The sequence below is a fragment of the Microbacterium sufflavum genome (assembly GCF_023101165.1).
Lineage (GTDB): Bacteria > Actinomycetota > Actinomycetes > Actinomycetales > Microbacteriaceae > Microbacterium > Microbacterium sufflavum.
Genome location: NZ_CP078076.1, coordinates 25,328 through 42,825 on the forward strand (window position 1 = coordinate 25,328; position 17,498 = coordinate 42,825).

Consider the following 17,498-nt stretch of genomic DNA (forward strand, 5'->3'; position numbering starts at 1 on the left):
GGACTCACTCCTCCTCGTCGACCTCGCCGGCGTCCGCACCGCGGACGTCGGCGTCGTCGTCTTCGTCGTCGTCGTCTTCGTCTTCGGCGTCGTCTTCGTCTACGTCTTCGTCTTCGGCGTCGTCGTCGACATCCGCGTCGTCGTCCTCCGCGTCGTCGGATGCGGAGTCGTCGAGTTCGTCGATGTCGACGCCGTCGAGGTCGCCGGCGTGAAGGATGTCGGACGCCTCGTCGTCATCCTCGTCGAGCTCGTCGTCCAGGACATCGTCGAGTTCGACGTCCGCGGCTCCGTCTGACCGGTCGCCGTCATCGCCGTCCGTTGCCGCCGCAGCCGCGTCGGCGAGCTCGGCCTGGTGCGCGCGATACTCCGCCAGGCGCTCGGCCCAGGGCACCCATTCGGGCGCGAGGAGTGCGCCGTCGCCCGGCAGGAGCTCGGCCTCCAGCACCGTGGGCTCTTCGTCGTCGACGCGGGCCACCGTCACGGTCCAGTACCACCCCGGATATCCGGCCAGCCGGTTCTCGAAGCGCAGCGAGACCGATCCGTCTTCCTCTGCGATGTATCCGGCGGCCGGCCCGATGGTGGACGCGGGAGTGAACTCGCGCAGCGCTGCGAGCGCGAGATCGTGGGCCTCGACGAGGCGGGCGTCAGCCTCAGGCTTCGAGGTCATCAGCGACCTTGCGCAGAACGGCTGCGATCTTGCGGCCGTGACCGGAGGACGGGTAGCGCCCGCGACGCAGATCGCCGCCGATGCCGTCGAGCAGCTTCACCAGGTCTTCGATGATGATCGCCATGTCGTCGGCGGGCTTGCGCTTGGCCTTCGCCAGGCTGGGCGGGGCCTCGAGCACCCGCACGGACAGCGCCTGCAGGCCGCGCTTGCCATCGGCGACGCCGAACTCCACGCGCGCACCCGCCTTGATCGCGGTGCCGGCCGGCATCGCGGAGGCGTGCAGGAAGACGTCCTGGCCGTCATCGCTGGCGATGAAGCCGAAACCCTTGTCTTCGTCGTAGAACCTGACCTTGCCGGTGGGCATGGGTGAACCTCGCTGGTATCGAAAAGCAGAACAGAGCGCGCTCGTGCGCGTGCGTCCAGCCTACCGGTCGCGGGGCGAACGGAACCGACCGCGCCGGGGCGAGTAGTCTGGAGCGGATGAGCACGCAGAGCCCCGGACCGGAGGTCCCCATCCGCCGGATCGATCGCATCCTGGCGTTCACCGCACTCGGGATCGCCGCCGCCTCCGTGGTGTGCTTCTTCGCGATCATCATCGGCACCGCCACGGGCATGGACCGCGCCGCGTTCGGTGAAGGCGCGTGGCCGGTCGTCGCCGCGATCCCCTACTGGGGGCTGCCACTCGCGTTCGTGCTGATCATCACCCTGCTGATCATGAGCTTCGTCCGGAAGGGTCGCGCGCAATCGCGTCGCTGAGCCCCCGCCGATGAGCACGCACGCACGACCGCTGGCCGACCGCCTGGCCGCAGCGAGCGATGCCGAGCTCCGGGAGCTGTTCGCCGCCCGCGGCGTACGCCCCGACGCGACGTGGCAGGACTTCTTCGATGCGGCCGAGGCCCTGCTGGAACCGTCCTCCCTGAGCCGAGTCCTCCCGGCACTCACCGCTGCGGAGGCCGCGTCCCTCGTGGATGCCGTCGCCGGTGAGCAGCCGGGCGAGGGCCGCGAGCGACTGGTCGCACTCGCCCTCCTGCGCGCCGACGGGACACCGCAGCCGCCCGTAGACCTGCTGGTCGAAGGCCGCGCGCGGCCGACGCCGATCGACACCACTCCCCCCGCGCCGTCCTCCGAGGCCACGTCCGCTCACGCCGCCGAGCGCGCCTTCACCACGGTCGCGCGCCTCGCCGACCTCCTCCTCGTCGCCAGGGAGCGGCCCTTCGCCCTCCTGCTCGGCGGAGCGGTGAGCGCCGGCGAGAAGCGACAGCTCGCCGAGGCCGGGCTGCCCACCGAGGCCATCGACCTGCTCTCCGGACTCGCCGTCCGTGCCCGGCTGGCGGCACCGGTCGACCGTCGGCTGCGGACGACCGCGCTCGCCGAGGAGTGGCTGCGCTCTTCCGTCGCCGCCCGCTGGACGCTCCTCGCGACCGCCTTCCGCGACTCCCTGCCGCGCGGTCTTCGCCCGGCGACTGCCGGGTGGATCCCGGTGTCGCAGTGGCCGCTCGCGCACCCCTGGGACGCCGCCTGGACGGAACACGCCGCTGAGCTCACGGAATCGGCCCGGCTGATCGGTCTGATCGCCGACGACGGCACCGAGCCCCCCTGGGCCGCGCCGCTCCGACGCGGAGAGCCCGCCGACGCCCGCACCCTCGTCGCACAGCTCCCGGCGGAGGTCGACCGCATCTTCCTCCAGAACGACCTCACGGCCATCGCTCCCGGTCCGCTGCAGCCCGCCCTCGACGTGCGACTGCGCACGATCGCCGTCCGGGAGTCCGCTGCACAGGCCTCCTCCTACCGGTTCACCGCCGAGTCGGTGGCCCACGCCTTCGCCACCGGGGAGAGCGAACACTCCATCCTCGACTTCCTCGGCGCGATCTCCCTCACCGGAATACCCCAGCCGCTGGGCTACCTGGTGGCGCAGACCGCCCAACGGCACGGCCTCATCCGGGTGTCCGTCGACGGCGAGACGGGGCGCACCCGGATCGAGAGCAGCGACCCGCACGTGTTGGAAGCCCTCGCGGTCGATCAGGCGCTCCGACCGCTCGCGCTCACAGCCCACGTGGGCTCGCTCACCACGCGAGTGGCCCAGGACACCGTGTACTGGGCGCTGACGGACGCCCGCTACCCCGCGAGCCTCGTCGACGAGGACGGAGCGATCGTCGTGCGCGACCGCCACCCCGCCGCTCCCCCGGCCGACAGACACGACCCCGCTGACGACTACGACACGCTGATCGCCCGGCTGCGCGATCGCCAGGGTCCGGACGCCGATGCCGCCTGGCTCGACCGGGAGCTCGAAGCCGCGGTGCGAGCCAAGGCCGTCCTGCGTGTGACGGTCGGCATGCCGGACGGATCCACGCGGGACCTGCTTCTGGAGGCCACGGGTATCGGCGGCGGACGGCTGCGCGGCCGCGACAGGGCCGCCGACGTCGAACGCACGCTCCCAGTGTCGAGCATCCGCGCGGCGACCGTCGTGGCCCCGTGAGGCCCTGCCCTCCGGACGGCCGGTAGACTGGTCAGCTATGTCTGATGGCCCCCTGATCGTCCAGAGCGACCGCACCGTGCTGCTCGAGGTCGCCCACGCCGATGCCGAGAGCGCCCGACACGAGCTCGCGATCTTCGCCGAGCTGGAACGCGCGCCGGAGCACATCCACACGTACCGCATCACCCGCCTGGGACTGTGGAACGCGCGAGCCGCCGGGCACACGGCAGAAGACATGCTGGAGACGCTCGACCGCTGGTCGCGTTTCCCGGTGCCCCCGTCGGTCGCCGTCGACCTGCGCGAGACCGTCAACCGCTACGGGCGGCTCGTCATCGAGCGCGACGACGAGGGCGTGCTGATCCTGCGGTCGACCGATCCCGCGGTGCTGGCGCAGGTCGCGAACAACAAGCGCATCCAGCCGCTGCTGATCGGCCACCCGACTCCCGAGACCTTCGTGGTCGACGCGTGGGCCCGCGGACAGATCAAGCAGGAGCTGCTGAAGATCGGCTGGCCCGCGGAGGACCTCGCGGGCTACACGCCCGGCACTCCGCACGAGATCGAGCTCGCCGAGGACGGCTGGCACATCCGCCCGTACCAGCAGGACGCGGTCGACGCCTTCGCGAAGGACGGCTCCGGCGTCGTGGTCCTCCCCTGCGGCGCGGGCAAGACGATCGTCGGGGCCGGAGCCATGGCCGCGACGAAGACCACGACGCTGATCCTCGTGACCAACACGGTCTCGGCGCGACAGTGGCGCGACGAGCTGCTCAAGCGCACCAGCCTCACACCGGAGGAGATCGGCGAGTACTCGGGGCAGTCGAAGGAGGTCAAGCCGGTCACCATCGCGACCTACCAGATCCTCACCGCCAAGCGGAAGGGCGAGTACGCGCACCTGGCGCTGCTCGACGCCTTGGACTGGGGCCTCATCGTGTACGACGAGGTCCACCTCCTGCCCGCGCCGGTGTTCAAGCTGACCGCCGACCTCCAGGCCCGTCGCCGCATCGGCCTGACCGCGACGCTCGTCCGTGAGGACGGCCGCGAGGGCGACGTCTTCAGCCTGATCGGGCCGAAGCGCTTCGACGCTCCCTGGAAGCAGATCGAGGCGCAGGGGTTCATCTCCCCGGCCGTCTGCTACGAGGTGCGCGTGGACCTTCCGCCGAGCGACCGGCTGGAGTACGCCGCGGCGACCGATGACGAACGCTACCGCCTCGCCGCGTCGGCGCCCGCCAAGATCGACGCCGTCCGCGAGCTGATCGCGAAGCACGAGGGAGAGCAGATCCTCGTGATCGGCCAATACCTCGATCAGCTCGACTCGCTGTCCGATGCGCTGAACGCACCGCAGATCACCGGATCGACGCCGGTCGAGGAGCGCGAGGAACTGTACCGCGCCTTCCGCGAGGGCGACATCTCGCTGCTCGTGGTGTCGAAGGTGGCGAACTTCTCCATCGACCTGCCCGAGGCCTCGGTCGCCATCCAGGTGTCCGGCTCGTTCGGCTCCCGACAGGAGGAGGCCCAGCGGCTCGGACGGCTCCTGCGTCCCAAGCAGTCCGGACACACGGCGAGCTTCTACACGCTCGTCGCTCGGGACACGATCGACCAGGACTATGCGCAGAACCGCCAGCGGTTCCTCGCCGAGCAGGGCTACAGCTACACGATCATGGACGCGGACGCGATCGCCGCGGCCGCCTAGCCTCGACGGTGCGGCTTCCGGCGCTCCGAAGGTAATCAGCAACCGCATGGCCGAAGTCACCATAATGGGGACATGACTGCTGCGCGCATCCTGGTCGTCGACGACGAGCCCAACATCCGCGACCTGCTCTCCACGGGTCTCAGCTTCGCCGGGTTCCAGGTGAAGACGGTCGCCAACGGCGCCGCCACGATCTCGGCCGTCCTCGAGGAGGAGCCGGACCTCATCATCCTGGACGTCATGCTGCCGGACATGAACGGCTTCAGCGTGACCAAGCGCCTCCGCGGCGCCGGCTTCACCGCTCCCATCCTGTTCCTCACCGCCAAGGACGGCACGGACGACAAGATCGAAGGCCTCAACGCCGGCGGCGACGACTATGTCACCAAGCCGTTCAGCCTCGACGAGATCGTCGCCCGCGCCCAGGCCATCCTCCGTCGCACCATGCAGGCCGACGAGGAGTCGATCATCCGCGCCGGCGAGCTGTCGATGGATCAGGACACCCACGACGTCTACGTCGGCAAGGAGCCGATCGAGCTGAGCCCGACCGAGTTCAAGCTCCTGCGCTACCTGATGCTCAACCCCAACCGGGTGCTCTCGAAGGCTCAGATCCTCGACCACGTCTGGGAGTACGACTTCAACGGCGATGCCGGCATCGTCGAGAGCTACATCTCCTACCTGCGTCGGAAGATCGACCCGCACACGGAAGAGTCGCTGATCCAAACGAAGCGCGGCTTCGGCTACATGCTCAAGGTCGGCAAGACGGTCTGACGACCACGCACGGAACCGCCCTCGACGGCGGGATCGCCACAGCAGGGAGGGCCGCATGGCGCACGAGCCGGATGCGGTGACCACGTGGTGGCGGCGGATCAGCCTCCGCGCCAAGGTCACCGGCGTCACGGTCGCCGTGCTCGCGCTCGGTCTGCTGGTGGCCGGGATCGGCACGGTTCCGCTGCTGCGCAACGCGCTCGTGGAGAACATCAACGCGCAACTTCCTGCCCTCGTCACGAGCGATCTGATCGAGCGCTACTTCGACACCACGACGATCGACGGCGTCACGACCTACACGCCCCGCGACGAGAAGCCCCGCGACTTCTCCTTCGCGGTGTACGACGCGGAGGGCGCGCTGCGCGCCACGGCCCCCAGCGCGTCGGGTCGTGCCCCCTTCTTCCCCGCGGAGTACTCGCTCTCGGAGGCACAGGCGAACGAGGACAAGGTGCTCGCGCTCGAGGGGGACAACGGCAGCGTCTACCACGGGGCCGTCGCCCTGGTGCAGCAGGAGGGCACGCCGCTCAGCATCCAGATGGTCGCTCTGCCGTTGGCCGAGGCCGATCGCATCATCAGCCAGTACTTCGGCATCTACATCACGATCGCGCTGATCACGATCTTCGTCGCCGCATTGCTCACGCGCGGCCTGGTGACGCTGACGTTCCGGCGGCTGGGGCAGGTCGAGCAGACCGCCATGTCGATCGCGGCGGGCGACTTCCGACAGCGCCTCACCGACCTGGAACCGACCACCGAGGTGGGCCGCCTCAATGCCGCGATCAACACGATGCTCGACCGCGTCGATCGCTCCCTCGCGCAGCGCGACCGGACCGTGCAGCACATGCGACGCTTCATCGGAGACGCGAGCCACGAGCTGCGCACCCCGCTCGTGAGTGTCCGCGGCTACGCCGAGCTCTATCGCATGGGCGCGATCACGGGCGAAGAGGACACCGCCAGGGCCATGGAGCGCATCGAGAAGGAAGCGATCCGGATGGGGGTGCTGGTGGAAGACCTGCTGGCGCTGGCTCGGCTCGATGAGGAGCGCGAGCCCACCATCGAGCCGCTCGACCTCCGGCCGATCGCGCGCGACGCGGCGCTCGACGTACGGGCGGCAGCACCCGGCCGGGTGGTCTCGGTGATCGACCGGACGCTGGAGAACGTCCCCACGGCGCCGGTGCGCACGCCGATCGTCCCGATCGAGCCCGAGCGCACCGCCCCGCGCGTGCGGCCGCTCGCACCGCTGTCCCGGCTGCGCCGCCGCGCCAAGCAGAACGAGGAACCGCCGGCCATCGACTTCAGCGAGGTGCAGGACATTCCCGTGCGGACACCGCCGATCGTGCTCGGCGAGGAGAACAAGGTGCGCCAGGTCGTGACCAACCTCTTGGGCAACGCGCGGCGCTTCTCCCCCGCCGACAGCCCCATCGAGATCGTCGTGGACTCGGATCGCCTGGCGGGAACGGCGAGTATCGCCATCGTCGACCACGGCGAAGGCGTGCCGCCGCAGATCCGGGAACAGATCTTCGAACGGTTCTGGCGAGCGGACACTTCGCGGGCGAGGGAGACCGGCGGATCCGGGCTGGGCCTGGCGATCGTGGCCTCCATCCTGAAGGCGCTCAACGGCGATATCGCGGTCTCCGAGAGCCCGGGGGGCGGAGCGACCTTCACGGTCACGCTGCCCCTGGCACCGGCCCAGGCCACGCCGGCCCACCTGCTCGAAGACACGCAACCGCTCGACCCGCTCGACCTGCCCTGACTGCGACGCGTGGCGCTGGCTCTGCACGGAGTCGTGAGCGGACGAGGTGTCCCCAGGACGCAGGGGTGACCCGCCTCCCGTCCGCTCCATCGACGTGGCCTCACCTACCGTCGGAAGCTCCGAGATGAAGGAGTTCCTCATGACCGTATTCACCGTCGACACCGATGCCATGCACGCCGCGCACGCCTCCACCCGCGCGACCATCGAGCGTCTCCGTGCCGAGTCATCGACGCTCATGGCGCAGCTCAGGCAGTTGCAGTCGTCGTGGGTGGGAACCGCGTCCAATGCGTTCCAGGGGTGTGCCGAGCAGTGGCAGGGCGCGCAGCTCCACGTCGAGCAGGTGCTCGACGGTATCGGCACATCGCTCGGCTCCGTCGCGACGCAGTACGCCGACGCCGACCAGTACTCGGCGAGCATGTTCCGCTGAGCGTCGGCTTCACTTCCCGCGAACACCAGAAAGCCCCCGGCCGGAGCCGGGGGCTTTCTGTGGATGCAGCGGGATCAGAAGTCCATGCCACCCGAGGGGTCACCCACGGGAGCGGCAGCCTTCTCCGGCTTGTCGGCGACGACGGCCTCCGTCGTCAGGAACAGGCCGGCGATCGACGCGGCGTTCTGCAGCGCGGAGCGCGTGACCTTCGCCGGGTCGATGATGCCCTGTGCGAACATGTCGCCGTACTCGCCGCTGGCGGCGTTGAGGCCCTGGCCCGCGGGGAGCTCGGAGACCTTGTTGGCGACGACACCCGGCTCGAGACCGGCGTTGAGGGCGATCTGCTTGAGCGGAGCCTCGATCGCCACGCGGACGATGTTCGCACCGGTCGCCTCGTCACCCTCGAGGGACAGGGCGTCGAGCGCCTTGGTGCCGGACTGGATGAGCGCGACGCCACCACCGGGGACGATGCCCTCCTCGACGGCCGCCTTCGCGTTGCGCACGGCGTCCTCGATGCGGTGCTTGCGCTCCTTGAGCTCGACCTCGGTTGCAGCGCCCGCCTTGATGACGGCCACGCCACCGGCGAGCTTCGCCAGGCGCTCCTGCAGCTTCTCGCGGTCGTAGTCGCTGTCGGTGTTCTCGATCTCGCGACGGATCTGCGTGACGCGACCCTCGATCTGGTCGGCCTCGCCGGCACCCTCGACGATCGTGGTCTCGTCCTTGGTGACGATGACCTTGCGGGCACGACCCAGCAGGTCGAGCGTCGCGTTCTCGAGCTTCAGGCCCACCTCTTCGGTGATGACCTGGCCGCCGGTGAGGATCGCGATGTCCTGCAGCTGCGCCTTGCGACGGTCGCCGAAGCCGGGAGCCTTGACGGCGACCGACTTGAAGATACCCTTGAGCTTGTTCAGCACGAGCGTCGCCAGAGCCTCGCCCTCGACGTCCTCGGCGATGATGACGAGCTCCTTGCCGTCCTGGATCACCTTGTCGACGATGGGCAGGAGGTCCTTGATGTTCGAGACCTTCTGGTTGGCGATGAGGATGTACGGGTCCTCGAACACGGCCTCCTGGCGCTCCGGGTCCGTGACGAAGTACGGGTTCAGGTAGCCCTTGTCGAAGCGCATGCCCTCGGTGAGCTCGAGCTCGGTGCCGAAGGTCTGCGACTCCTCGACGGTGACCACACCCTCCTTGCCGACCTTGTCGATCGCCTCGGCGATCAGCTCACCGATGGCCGGGTCTGCCGCCGAGATGGACGCGGTCGCGGCGATCTGCTCCTTGGAGTCGATCTCCTTCGCGCTGCTCAGCAGCTCCTCGGTGATGGCGGCGACGGCCTTCTCGATGCCGCGCTTGAGGGAGATGGGGTCGGCGCCGGCCGCGACGTTGCGCAGACCCTCGCGGACCAGGGCCTGGGCGAGCACCGTGGCGGTCGTCGTGCCGTCACCGGCGACGTCGTCGGTCTTCTTGGCGACCTCCTTGACGAGCTCCGCGCCGATCTTCTCGTACGGGTCGTCCAGCTCGATCTCCTTGGCGATGGAGACACCGTCGTTCGTGATCGTGGGGGCGCCCCACTTCTTCTCGAGCACCACGTTGCGACCACGCGGGCCGAGGGTCACCTTGACCGCGTCGGCGAGGATGTTGAGGCCACGCTCGAGGCCGCGGCGGGCCTCCTCATCGAAGGCGATGATCTTTGCCATGAGTTTTGTCGTCCCTCCTGGACGTAGACGGTGGGTTTAGCACTCAGAGTGAGAGAGTGCTAACGCCATTCTGGCACTCGACACCATCGAGTGCAAGCCGCGTCGCCCGCCTGTGGAGGGGGGTCAGGGAGCGGGAGTCTCCTCGGACTGCTCCGGCGCCGACGCTGAGCGATCGAGGCCGATCACGACGGTGAGCTGCTTGCCGCCCGTCTCGTTCAGATCGGCGTAGAAGTCGTCCTGCTTCACCGCAGCGCCGCCGATCACCCCGGCGAGACCCACGGCCGCCTGCTCGTCCGCGTCGTCGACGTAGTAGATGGTCGTCGTGGCGAAGTCGTCGCTCGCGCTGTCCGTGGCGAACACGATTCCCGCCGGCCAGCCGGCATTGATGAGAGTGTCACGCATCTGGTCGTCGAGGCCGGAATCAGGGGTCGCGTTGAGGATCATGACCGAGTAGCTCGGGTCGATCACACCCGTCTCCTCCGGTGTCGGCACCGCGCTGGGGCCTGCCTCGGGGAACAGCTCGATGCGCCCCATGACGACCAGCGAACCGAAGATCCCGGCGATGATCAGGACGAGCGCAGCCACGAAGGACCACAGCAGGACCACCCAGCCGTTCATGCCCGGAGCCTCCGCGCGGTGGGCCCCGACGCGTCCGGAGGCGCGGGGAACGTCATCGAATCGGTCACGGGAGGGCTTGGACACCCCTCGATGCTAGCGGCACGACGCTGGCAATCCGCGACGGAGGCCAGCGAGCGGAGCGAAGCGGGTCCGTCAGCCGACGAAGCCGGGCATGCGCGCCGCCCGTCGGGTGCCCCGGGTGTCGCGGAGCCGTCGCAGCCGCCGCACCAGGACCGGGTCGAACGCCAGGGCCGCCTCGGAGTCGATGAGTCGTCCGAGCAGCTGGTAGTAGCGCGCCGCGCTCATGCCGAGGGTGCTGCGGATGACCTCTTCCTTCATGCCGCCATGCCGCGGCCAGGCGGCTTCGAGGGCGAGGATCGCGCGGTCGCGTTCCGTGAGGTCTCCGAGCATGGCTCCAGGTTAGGACGCGGTGACGTCATCGCCCGCGCGCCACTCCCACCATCGCCCGAGCGGGTCGGCCGCCGCCCGCACCCTGCCGTCGAGCGCGACCACGAAGCCGGACCATGTCGTCGCGTCCACGGACGGCCGCCACACGTCGAGCAGTCCGGGTGGGTCGATCGTGATCCATCGCGCCGGCAGCCCCTGGATCTGCGCGACGAGAGCCTCGCGCGCACGGCGGGGGATGTGGACGAGCACCCCGGGCGTCGTGACGACGGGGGTGGCACCCACGGGCACCATCGCCAGGAGCTCCTCGAGCGTCTCGGCCGCGTCGCCGGCGAGCAGCAGCGGTGGATCGGCTGCAGCGATGTCGAGCGCGGCCTCGATGCGGCGCTCGCGCCCGGACTCCCCCGGCCACACGAGCCCGCGCAGCCACCGCCGGTCTCCGTCGTCCGCGGCATCGAGCGGTGCGAGATCGATGCCGCCCCGCCACACGACCTCAGGCAGGCGAACACTCGGCATCGTCCCCGTCACCCGACTCTGCAGCACGACCGGGGAGGGACCGTCGTGCGGGTCGACGGCGAGCCGTTCGGAGCCCTCGGCCGTCACGTAGCGATACGAGTACCGGTCGGGGTACAGGCAGAGACCGGCCGATGCACCGAGCTCGAGAAGCGCGATCGGCCCCTCGATCTCGGAGAGGACCGGGAGCAGCGCCGCCAGCCGCAGCGGCTCGTTCGTCTGTAGGGACCGCGTCGCGCACTCGGCCACGAGCACGTCGGCGTGCGCCAGGACGAAGGCGCGCCACGCCGCGTAGCCCTCGAGCGGGGCGCCCAACAGCCGGGACACCGCGAACACCAGCGGTGGCTGGCGATGCGTCTCCGGGAGGCGACGCAGCACATCGCGCAGCTGCTCGTCATCGCTGACGCCGGCCGCCCACTCCCCGTACAGGGCGCTGCGCCCGGGGGCCTCGTCGTGCGCGAAGCGGGCATAGCGCTCCCGGATCGGGTCGGTCATGCGTCCATTCTGACGCGCAGCGCCGAGACACCGCCGCAGCGTGGAGAATGGAGAGGACCCGAGGAGGACGCAATGTCGTACAGCGTGGACAAGACCGAAGACGAGTGGCGCAAGGAGCTCGGCGAAGAGCAGTACGCGGTGCTGCGCCAGGCCGCGACCGAGCGCGCCTGGACCGGAGAACTGCTCGACGAGGAGCGCGCCGGCCTGTACACGTGCGGAGCGTGCGGCGCCGAGCTGTTCAAGAGCGGCACCAAGTTCGACTCCGGGTGCGGGTGGCCCAGCTTCTACGAGTCGATCCGGCCCGACGCCGTGGAGCTCCTGGAGGACGACAGCCTGGGCATGGTGCGCACCGAGGTCCGCTGCGCGACGTGCGGCTCGCACCTCGGGCACGTGTTCCCCGACGGCTTCGGCACTCCCACGGGCGACCGCTACTGCATGAACTCGATCGCGCTGAACTTCACGCCAGACGAGTCGTGAGCGCGCTCGACGCCGTCCGCGCACGACAGTCCTGGTCGAAGGTCGGAGACACCGCGCCCGGGCGGGAAGAACTGCTGACCCTGGTGGCCGCGGCCGGACGCGTCGCCGATCACTCCTCGCTGCGACCGTGGCGGCTGATCGAGCTGCGCGGCGCCGATCGAGAGGCCCTCGGAGCAGCGATCGCCCAGGCGCAGGGCGACGACTCCCCCTCGACGAAGCCGCTGCGCGCCCCCCTGCTCATCGCGGTGGTGGCCAGCTACCAGCCGAGCGAGAAGGTGCCGCGGTGGGAGCAGGAGGCCGTCGCCTCCGGCGTCGCCCACGTGCTCAGCCTCCTGCTGGACGAAGCAGGGTGGGGTGTGATCTGGCGCACCGGACATTACACGCGGTCGCACTCGGTCGCGGCGATGCACGGCCTCGCCGACGACGAGGAGCTGCTGGGCTGGCTGTACGTCGGCGACAAGCCGCCGGGGAAGTCGCCGGGCCGACGCAAGGCCGTCGACGCGCGCAGACTGCTGACGCGTCTCCCCTCGACCCAACCGGCCGTCGCCGCCGCCGAGCCCGCCGAGAACGAGAAGAAGGCCGAGGCGAACGCGGAGAAGAAGGCCGAGGCGAACGCGGAGAAGAAGGCCGCCAAGAAGGCGAAGAAGAAGGCGAAGAAGGCCGCCAAGAAGGCGAAGAAGAAGGCCGCGAAGGAGAACCCCGCGTAGTCACCGGCGACGACGCCGCGGCACTGCCACGACGACCGACGCCACCGCGACGACGACCATCGCGATCACCTGCCACAGCGCCGGTCCCGCCTCCGCAGGCCACAGCACGTCGATCACCACCGAGGTCACCAACTGGCCCAGCACCGAGCCGAGCCCCATCAGCAGCACACCCGTGTGAGCCACGATGAACGCGCCGAGCAGGATGTAGGCGGCACCGAGGAACCCGCCGAGGTAGAGCCACGGCTCGGCCGGGAGGGGGTCCGGCGCTCCGCGCAGCGCGACGCTCAGGGCCGCGGCGACCGCGAGCACGACCGTCCCGGCGATGAAGCTCATGAGCGTGGCGGCGATGGGCGACTGCACGCGCTGCGCCAAACGCCCGTTGGTCGCGGCCTGCCAGGCGATGCCCACTCCCGCGAGGAACGGCAGCACCAGCATCCACAGCGGAGCGGACGCCAGGACGTCGCCCGACAGGGAGATCGCGACCGCGGCGAGCGCCAGCGCCCCACCGAGCAGGCGACCGGGGGTCACCGCGACGACGCCCGCGGGCCCGAAGCCGATCCGGTCCAGCACCAGGCCGTGGAGCGTCTGCCCCGCCACCACGCCGACCGTGAACAGCGAGACGCCGAGGACGCCCGCTGTGAGCCCCTGCGTCGAGACCGTGAGGGCCCCGCACGCGCCGCCGAGGAGCATCCAGAACGGGACGGAGCGCCCGCGGATCCCCCGCCATAGCCGTACGGCACCGCGACGGGCGAACGGCAGGAGCGCGATCACGACCGCGAGCGCCACGAGCCCGACCGAGAAGGAGAGGAAGCCCGCGACGATGCCGTTGTCGACCCGTACGCCCAGCACCCCGTTGATCCGCGCCTGGATGGCGGTCATGACGCCGATGGCGACGGCTCCGCCGAGGGCCAGGGGCGCGGGGAGTCGACGGGCGTCTGTCACCCGTCGACCCTATCCGAGCCCCGGAACCCGACGGCCCACGGTGCTCACGGTGCTCACGGTGCTCACGGTGCTCACGGCGCAACATGGTGGCCCCGGACAGCACCCCGCGCAAGCGGTCTCTCATCCATCCGGGGGAGGATGCGGAGCGCGCGGAAAGGTACCGCGGGCGGACGCGCGCGGCGGGCGCTGTCCGTAGCGTGGACGACATGATCACAGCAGAAGGCCTCACCAAGAGGTTCGGAGACAAGACGGCCGTCGACGACGTGTCGTTCACCGTCCAGCCGGGCACGGTCACCGGGTTCCTCGGCCCGAACGGTGCCGGGAAGTCGACGACCATGCGCCTGATCGTCGGACTCGACCGGCCCACCTCGGGTCGCGCTGCCGTCGGCGGGCGCGAATACCGCAAGCTCCGCGCCCCGCTCACCGAGGTCGGGGTGCTCCTCGACGCGAAGGCCGTGCACACCGGGCGCACCGCCAGGAATCATCTGCGGGCGATGGCCGCGACCCACGGCATCCCCGACTCGCGGGTCGACGAGGTGATCGACCTCGCCGGCATCGGCTCCGTCGCCCGCAAGCGCGCCGGGAAGTTCTCCCTGGGCATGGGCCAGCGCCTCGGCATCGCCTCGGCTCTGCTGGGTGACCCGCACACGTTGATCCTCGACGAGCCTGTCAACGGTCTCGACCCCGAGGGTGTGCGCTGGGTGCGGCAGTTCGTGCGCCACGCCGCCTCCGAGGGGCGGACCGTGCTGCTGTCGAGCCACCTGATGAGCGAGATGGCGCAGACCGCCGACCACGTGATCGTGATGGGACGCGGGCGTGTCCTCGCCGATGCTCCCCTCGCGGACCTCGTACGTTCGTGGACCAGGAACACCGTTCGGGTGCGCACGCCGCGTCCGGCGGAGCTCGCCGCGGCCGTGGGGGCGCCGGACGTCGAGATCGTCAGCTCCGCGCCGGATCTGCTCGACATCGTCGGTCTCCCGGCCGCACGCATCGGCGACCTGGCTGCCGAACGCGGTATCCCCCTGCACGAACTCACGCCCACCACCGGCTCTCTCGAGGACGCCTATCTCGCTCTCACCGGCGACGCCGTCGAGTACCGCACGAAGGAGCTCTCATGACCACGCAGGCCCCCGTCGCCACGACACCGCGCGTCGACACCGGTCGCCGGCTCACCTTCTTCCGGGCCGTCCGCAGCGAGACCATCAAGCTCACCACGCTGCGCTCCACGTGGTGGTCCATCGCGATCGCCGCCGTCCTCACGATCGGCATCGCCATGCTGATCGCCCAGGCGGTGGACGTTCCGGGGTTCGAACCCATCCAGGCCGTGGTCATGCCGATCCAGTTCACGATGCTGTTGGCGGGAATCATCGGCGCGATCGCGGTGACCGGCGAGTACTCGACCGGCATGATCCGCTCGACGCTCACGGCCGTTCCGGTGCGCGGGGCCGTCCTGCTCGCGAAGTCGCTCGTGCTGGCGCTGTTCCTGTTCGTGTCCTCGCTCGTGATCTTCGGTGTCGCGGCCGTGGCGGTCGGGATGATCGTCGGTTCCCGCGATCAGAGCATCGACTGGTCCGACCCGTCGGCGTCGTTCCTGCCGATCCTGGTCGCATCGCTGTCGATGTCGGTGTTCGCACTGATCGGCGTCGCGTTCGGGTTCATCCTGCGCTCGGGCGCCGGCGCGATCGCCGCGACGGTCGGCCTGCTGTTCGTGCTGCCGATCGTCGGGAACTTCTTCTCGATGGCCGGTGAGGCGTGGGCGTGGGTGGTGGACGCCGCGACCTATCTTCCGGTGGCGGCCGCGCAGAGCGCGATCCTCCCGGGTGAGGGAGCGGCGCTCGAGGCCCCCGTCGCCTTTCTGACGCTCGCTTGCTGGGTGGTCGGAGCGCTGCTGGCCGCATGGGCGGTCCTGCGCACGCGCGACGCGTAGAGTCGGCCCGTGAGGAGAACGCGCAGCCGCAGCGACTCGATCCGTGAGGACGAGGAGCTGCGGCTTCCGCGTCCGCCCGGGGTGTTCCGACGTTTCTGGGCGCGGCACCCCGTGGTCGCCGACGTCCTCCTCGCGGCGCTCTGCGTCCTGCTCACGCTGACACCGGCCGCGCGTCTGGACGCTCTGCCGGAGCCGTGGGCCGTCGTCCGTGCGATCGTCTGGCCCCTGGCCGTCCTCGCCGCCTGTGCCACGCTGCTGTGGCGGCGGCGGCTCCCGCTGCTCCCGGCGGTCGCGGCGTATGCACTCGACGTGTTCTTTCTGCTCGCGGGTTCTCCGGGCAGCAGCCCGCTGCTCCTGATCGCGGGCTTCTCCCTCGCCGTCCACGGGTCGTCGCGCGCGGCCTGGGCGGCCTTCGGCTGGGGTGTCGCCGCGGTGTCGGCGGTCGCCGGCGCGCTGCTGCTGACCGGTGGCGTCACCCTCCAGTCCGGCCTCAACACGGTCCTGAGCACCGTGGTCCTCGGTCTCATCGGCACTCTGATCGGCGTGAACGTCGGCAATCGCCAGCGATACATCGACGCGGTGATCGACCGATCGCGGCAACTCCTGGTCGAACGCGATCAACAGGCCCAGCTGGCGGCGGCCGCGGAGCGCGCGCGGATCGCCCGCGAGATGCACGACATCGTGTCGCACTCGCTGACGGTGATCGTCGCCCTGTCGGAGGGTGCGGCCGCGACCCCCGATCACACGCAGGCCCGCGCGGCAGCCTCCACCGCTGCCGAGACGGCCAGGAGCGCGCTGACGGAGATGCGATCGATGCTGGGCGTGCTGCGCGACGACGACTCGCCGCTCCCCCTCGCGCCGGTCGAGCCCGCCCAGCCGCGGGAGACGGTCGAAGCCGCCCAGCGCGCGGGGTACCCGGTGACGCTCACGGTGACGGGCACCGCCGACGTCCCGCCGTCCGTCGCCCACGCACTGGGCCGGATCGTGCAGGAGGGGGTGACGAACGCCATGCGCCACGCTCCTGCCGTCTCGATGATCGGTGTCTCGATCGGCTATTCCGACGACGAGGTCCGCGTCGAGGTGGTCAACGACGGCGTCTCCGGCACCGACGTCGGCGCGGGCGGCTTCGGCCTCCGCGGACTCACCGAACGCGCGGCGCATGTCCACGGCCGGCTGCACTCCGGACCGGACGGTCCCGGCCGATGGCGCCTGCACGCCCGACTGCCCCTCAGCCCGGTCGTCCCCGCGACGACACCCACCCCGGAGGACCCCTCATGACATCGCCGATCCGCGTGCTCCTCGTCGACGACCAGGAGCTGATCCGCCTCGGCTTCCGGATGGTGCTCGAGTCCGAACCCGACATCGTGGTCGTCGGGGAGGCGAAGGACGGCCGCGCGGCGATCGCCCAGAGCGCGGCCCTTGCGCCCGACCTCGTGCTCATGGACATCCGGATGCCCGAACTCGACGGCATCGCCGCCACGTCGGCCATCGTGCGCGACCACCCGGAGACCCGCGTGCTCGTGCTCACGACCTTCGACCTGGACGAGTACGCGTTCGGGGCGATCCGCGCGGGAGCGAGCGGGTTCCTCCTCAAGGACGCGCAGCGCCACGAGATGCTCGCAGCGGTGCGGGCCGTGCACCGTGGGGACGCCGCGCTCTCCCCCCGCATCACCCGCCTGCTGCTCGAGCACGTGGGGCCGCGGCTCGGATCCGGGACACCGGCGGAGCCCGACCGCGCGGATGCGTCCCGCTACGCCTCGCTGACCGACCGGGAGCAGGAGGTGTTCCTGGCGATCGGTCAGGGCCTGACCAATGCCGAGATCGCGCGCGCTCTCTATGTGGGCGAGTCCACCGTCAAGACGCACGTGGGCCGGGTGCTGGCCAAGCTCGACGCCCGCGATCGCATCCACGCGGTCATCCTCGCGCATCGGCTCGGACTCGTCGGCGACTGACG

At 70.4% G+C, this 17,498-nt stretch carries 19 protein-coding genes; 12 read left to right on the forward strand and 7 right to left on the reverse strand.

Annotated elements, in window-relative coordinates; genetic code table 11:
* Positions 1–4: 4 nt before the first annotated feature.
* The gene (locus KV394_RS00140; RefSeq protein WP_247982011.1) at positions 5–667 is read right to left on the reverse strand and encodes a DUF3027 domain-containing protein; all 663 of its coding nucleotides are present in this window, start codon (positions 665–667) and stop codon (positions 5–7) included.
* On the reverse strand, positions 651–1,031 hold the full coding sequence (locus KV394_RS00145) for a cold-shock protein (protein WP_136031547.1): 381 nt from the start codon (positions 1,029–1,031) through the stop codon (positions 651–653). The genes KV394_RS00140 and KV394_RS00145 overlap by 17 nt, the downstream gene beginning before the upstream one ends.
* A 116-nt stretch (positions 1,032–1,147) precedes the next feature.
* Here KV394_RS00145 and KV394_RS00150 point away from each other — a divergent pair, with 116 nt between their 5' ends.
* The 6 genes from KV394_RS00150 (at position 1,148) to KV394_RS00175 (ending at position 7,766) form a co-directional block, all read left to right on the forward strand.
* A complete protein-coding gene (locus KV394_RS00150) occupies positions 1,148–1,423 on the forward strand; it encodes a multidrug ABC transporter ATPase (protein WP_136031545.1) in 276 nt (91 codons plus the stop codon).
* A 10-nt stretch (positions 1,424–1,433) separates the two neighbouring features.
* Complete coding sequence (locus KV394_RS00155) at positions 1,434–3,143, forward strand: helicase-associated domain-containing protein (RefSeq protein ID WP_247982012.1); 1,710 nt, start codon at positions 1,434–1,436, stop codon at positions 3,141–3,143.
* Positions 3,144–3,180: 37 nt separating this feature from the next.
* A complete protein-coding gene (locus tag KV394_RS00160; protein ID WP_136046254.1) occupies positions 3,181–4,827 on the forward strand; it encodes a DNA repair helicase XPB in 1,647 nt (548 codons plus the stop codon).
* 72 nt (positions 4,828–4,899) lie between these two features.
* Complete coding sequence (locus KV394_RS00165) at positions 4,900–5,592, forward strand: response regulator transcription factor (RefSeq protein ID WP_136031539.1); 693 nt, start codon at positions 4,900–4,902, stop codon at positions 5,590–5,592.
* 55 nt (positions 5,593–5,647) lie between these two features.
* On the forward strand, positions 5,648–7,339 hold the full coding sequence (locus KV394_RS00170; RefSeq protein WP_136046255.1) for a sensor histidine kinase: 1,692 nt from the start codon (positions 5,648–5,650) through the stop codon (positions 7,337–7,339).
* Positions 7,340–7,478: 139 nt separating this feature from the next.
* The gene (locus tag KV394_RS00175; RefSeq protein WP_136031536.1) at positions 7,479–7,766 is read left to right on the forward strand and encodes a WXG100 family type VII secretion target; all 288 of its coding nucleotides are present in this window, start codon (positions 7,479–7,481) and stop codon (positions 7,764–7,766) included.
* 74 nt (positions 7,767–7,840) lie between these two features.
* On the opposite strand, the gene groL is transcribed toward KV394_RS00175, so the two are convergent.
* The 4 genes from groL to KV394_RS00195 form a co-directional block, all read right to left on the reverse strand.
* Positions 7,841–9,460 (reverse strand): chaperonin GroEL, encoded by a 1,620-nt coding sequence (gene groL, locus KV394_RS00180; protein ID WP_136037073.1) that lies wholly within the window; start codon positions 9,458–9,460, stop codon positions 7,841–7,843.
* Positions 9,461–9,583: 123 nt separating this feature from the next.
* On the reverse strand, positions 9,584–10,162 hold the full coding sequence (locus KV394_RS00185; protein ID WP_206252986.1) for a LytR C-terminal domain-containing protein: 579 nt from the start codon (positions 10,160–10,162) through the stop codon (positions 9,584–9,586).
* 69 nt (positions 10,163–10,231) lie between these two features.
* Positions 10,232–10,489 (reverse strand): DUF3263 domain-containing protein, encoded by a 258-nt coding sequence (locus KV394_RS00190; RefSeq protein ID WP_136031532.1) that lies wholly within the window; start codon positions 10,487–10,489, stop codon positions 10,232–10,234.
* Between the two features lie 9 nt (positions 10,490–10,498).
* Positions 10,499–11,491, reverse strand: a complete 993-nt coding sequence (locus KV394_RS00195) for a DUF2332 domain-containing protein (RefSeq protein WP_247982013.1) — start codon at positions 11,489–11,491, stop codon at positions 10,499–10,501.
* Positions 11,492–11,563: 72 nt separating this feature from the next.
* On the opposite strand from KV394_RS00195, the gene msrB reads away from it, so the two are divergent.
* Positions 11,564–11,968: a peptide-methionine (R)-S-oxide reductase MsrB gene (msrB, locus tag KV394_RS00200; protein WP_136037075.1), complete on the forward strand. Its 405-nt coding sequence runs from the start codon at positions 11,564–11,566 to the stop codon at positions 11,966–11,968.
* Complete coding sequence (locus KV394_RS00205; RefSeq protein ID WP_247982014.1) at positions 11,965–12,675, forward strand: nitroreductase family protein; 711 nt, start codon at positions 11,965–11,967, stop codon at positions 12,673–12,675. The genes msrB and KV394_RS00205 overlap by 4 nt, the downstream gene beginning before the upstream one ends.
* Here KV394_RS00205 and KV394_RS00210 read toward each other — a convergent pair whose 3' ends face one another.
* Entirely contained in the window at positions 12,676–13,587 is a 912-nt protein-coding gene (locus KV394_RS00210; protein WP_136031603.1) for a DMT family transporter, read from the reverse strand.
* A gap of 236 nt (positions 13,588–13,823) precedes the next feature.
* On the opposite strand from KV394_RS00210, the gene KV394_RS00215 reads away from it, so the two are divergent.
* From KV394_RS00215 to KV394_RS00230, 4 genes are read left to right on the forward strand one after another with little or no spacing between them, the layout of a single operon-like run.
* Positions 13,824–14,735, forward strand: a complete 912-nt coding sequence (locus tag KV394_RS00215; RefSeq protein ID WP_136046258.1) for an ABC transporter ATP-binding protein — start codon at positions 13,824–13,826, stop codon at positions 14,733–14,735.
* Positions 14,732–15,544 (forward strand): ABC transporter permease, encoded by an 813-nt coding sequence (locus KV394_RS00220; RefSeq protein ID WP_136031522.1) that lies wholly within the window; start codon positions 14,732–14,734, stop codon positions 15,542–15,544. The genes KV394_RS00215 and KV394_RS00220 overlap by 4 nt, the downstream gene beginning before the upstream one ends.
* Before the next feature lie 9 nt (positions 15,545–15,553).
* Positions 15,554–16,822 carry a sensor histidine kinase gene (locus tag KV394_RS00225; protein ID WP_247982015.1) on the forward strand — a complete coding sequence of 423 codons (1,269 nt, stop codon included), beginning with the start codon at positions 15,554–15,556 and terminating at the stop codon, positions 16,820–16,822.
* Positions 16,819–17,496 (forward strand): response regulator, encoded by a 678-nt coding sequence (locus tag KV394_RS00230; RefSeq protein ID WP_136031517.1) that lies wholly within the window; start codon positions 16,819–16,821, stop codon positions 17,494–17,496. The genes KV394_RS00225 and KV394_RS00230 overlap by 4 nt, the downstream gene beginning before the upstream one ends.
* Positions 17,497–17,498: the final 2 nt, after the last annotated feature.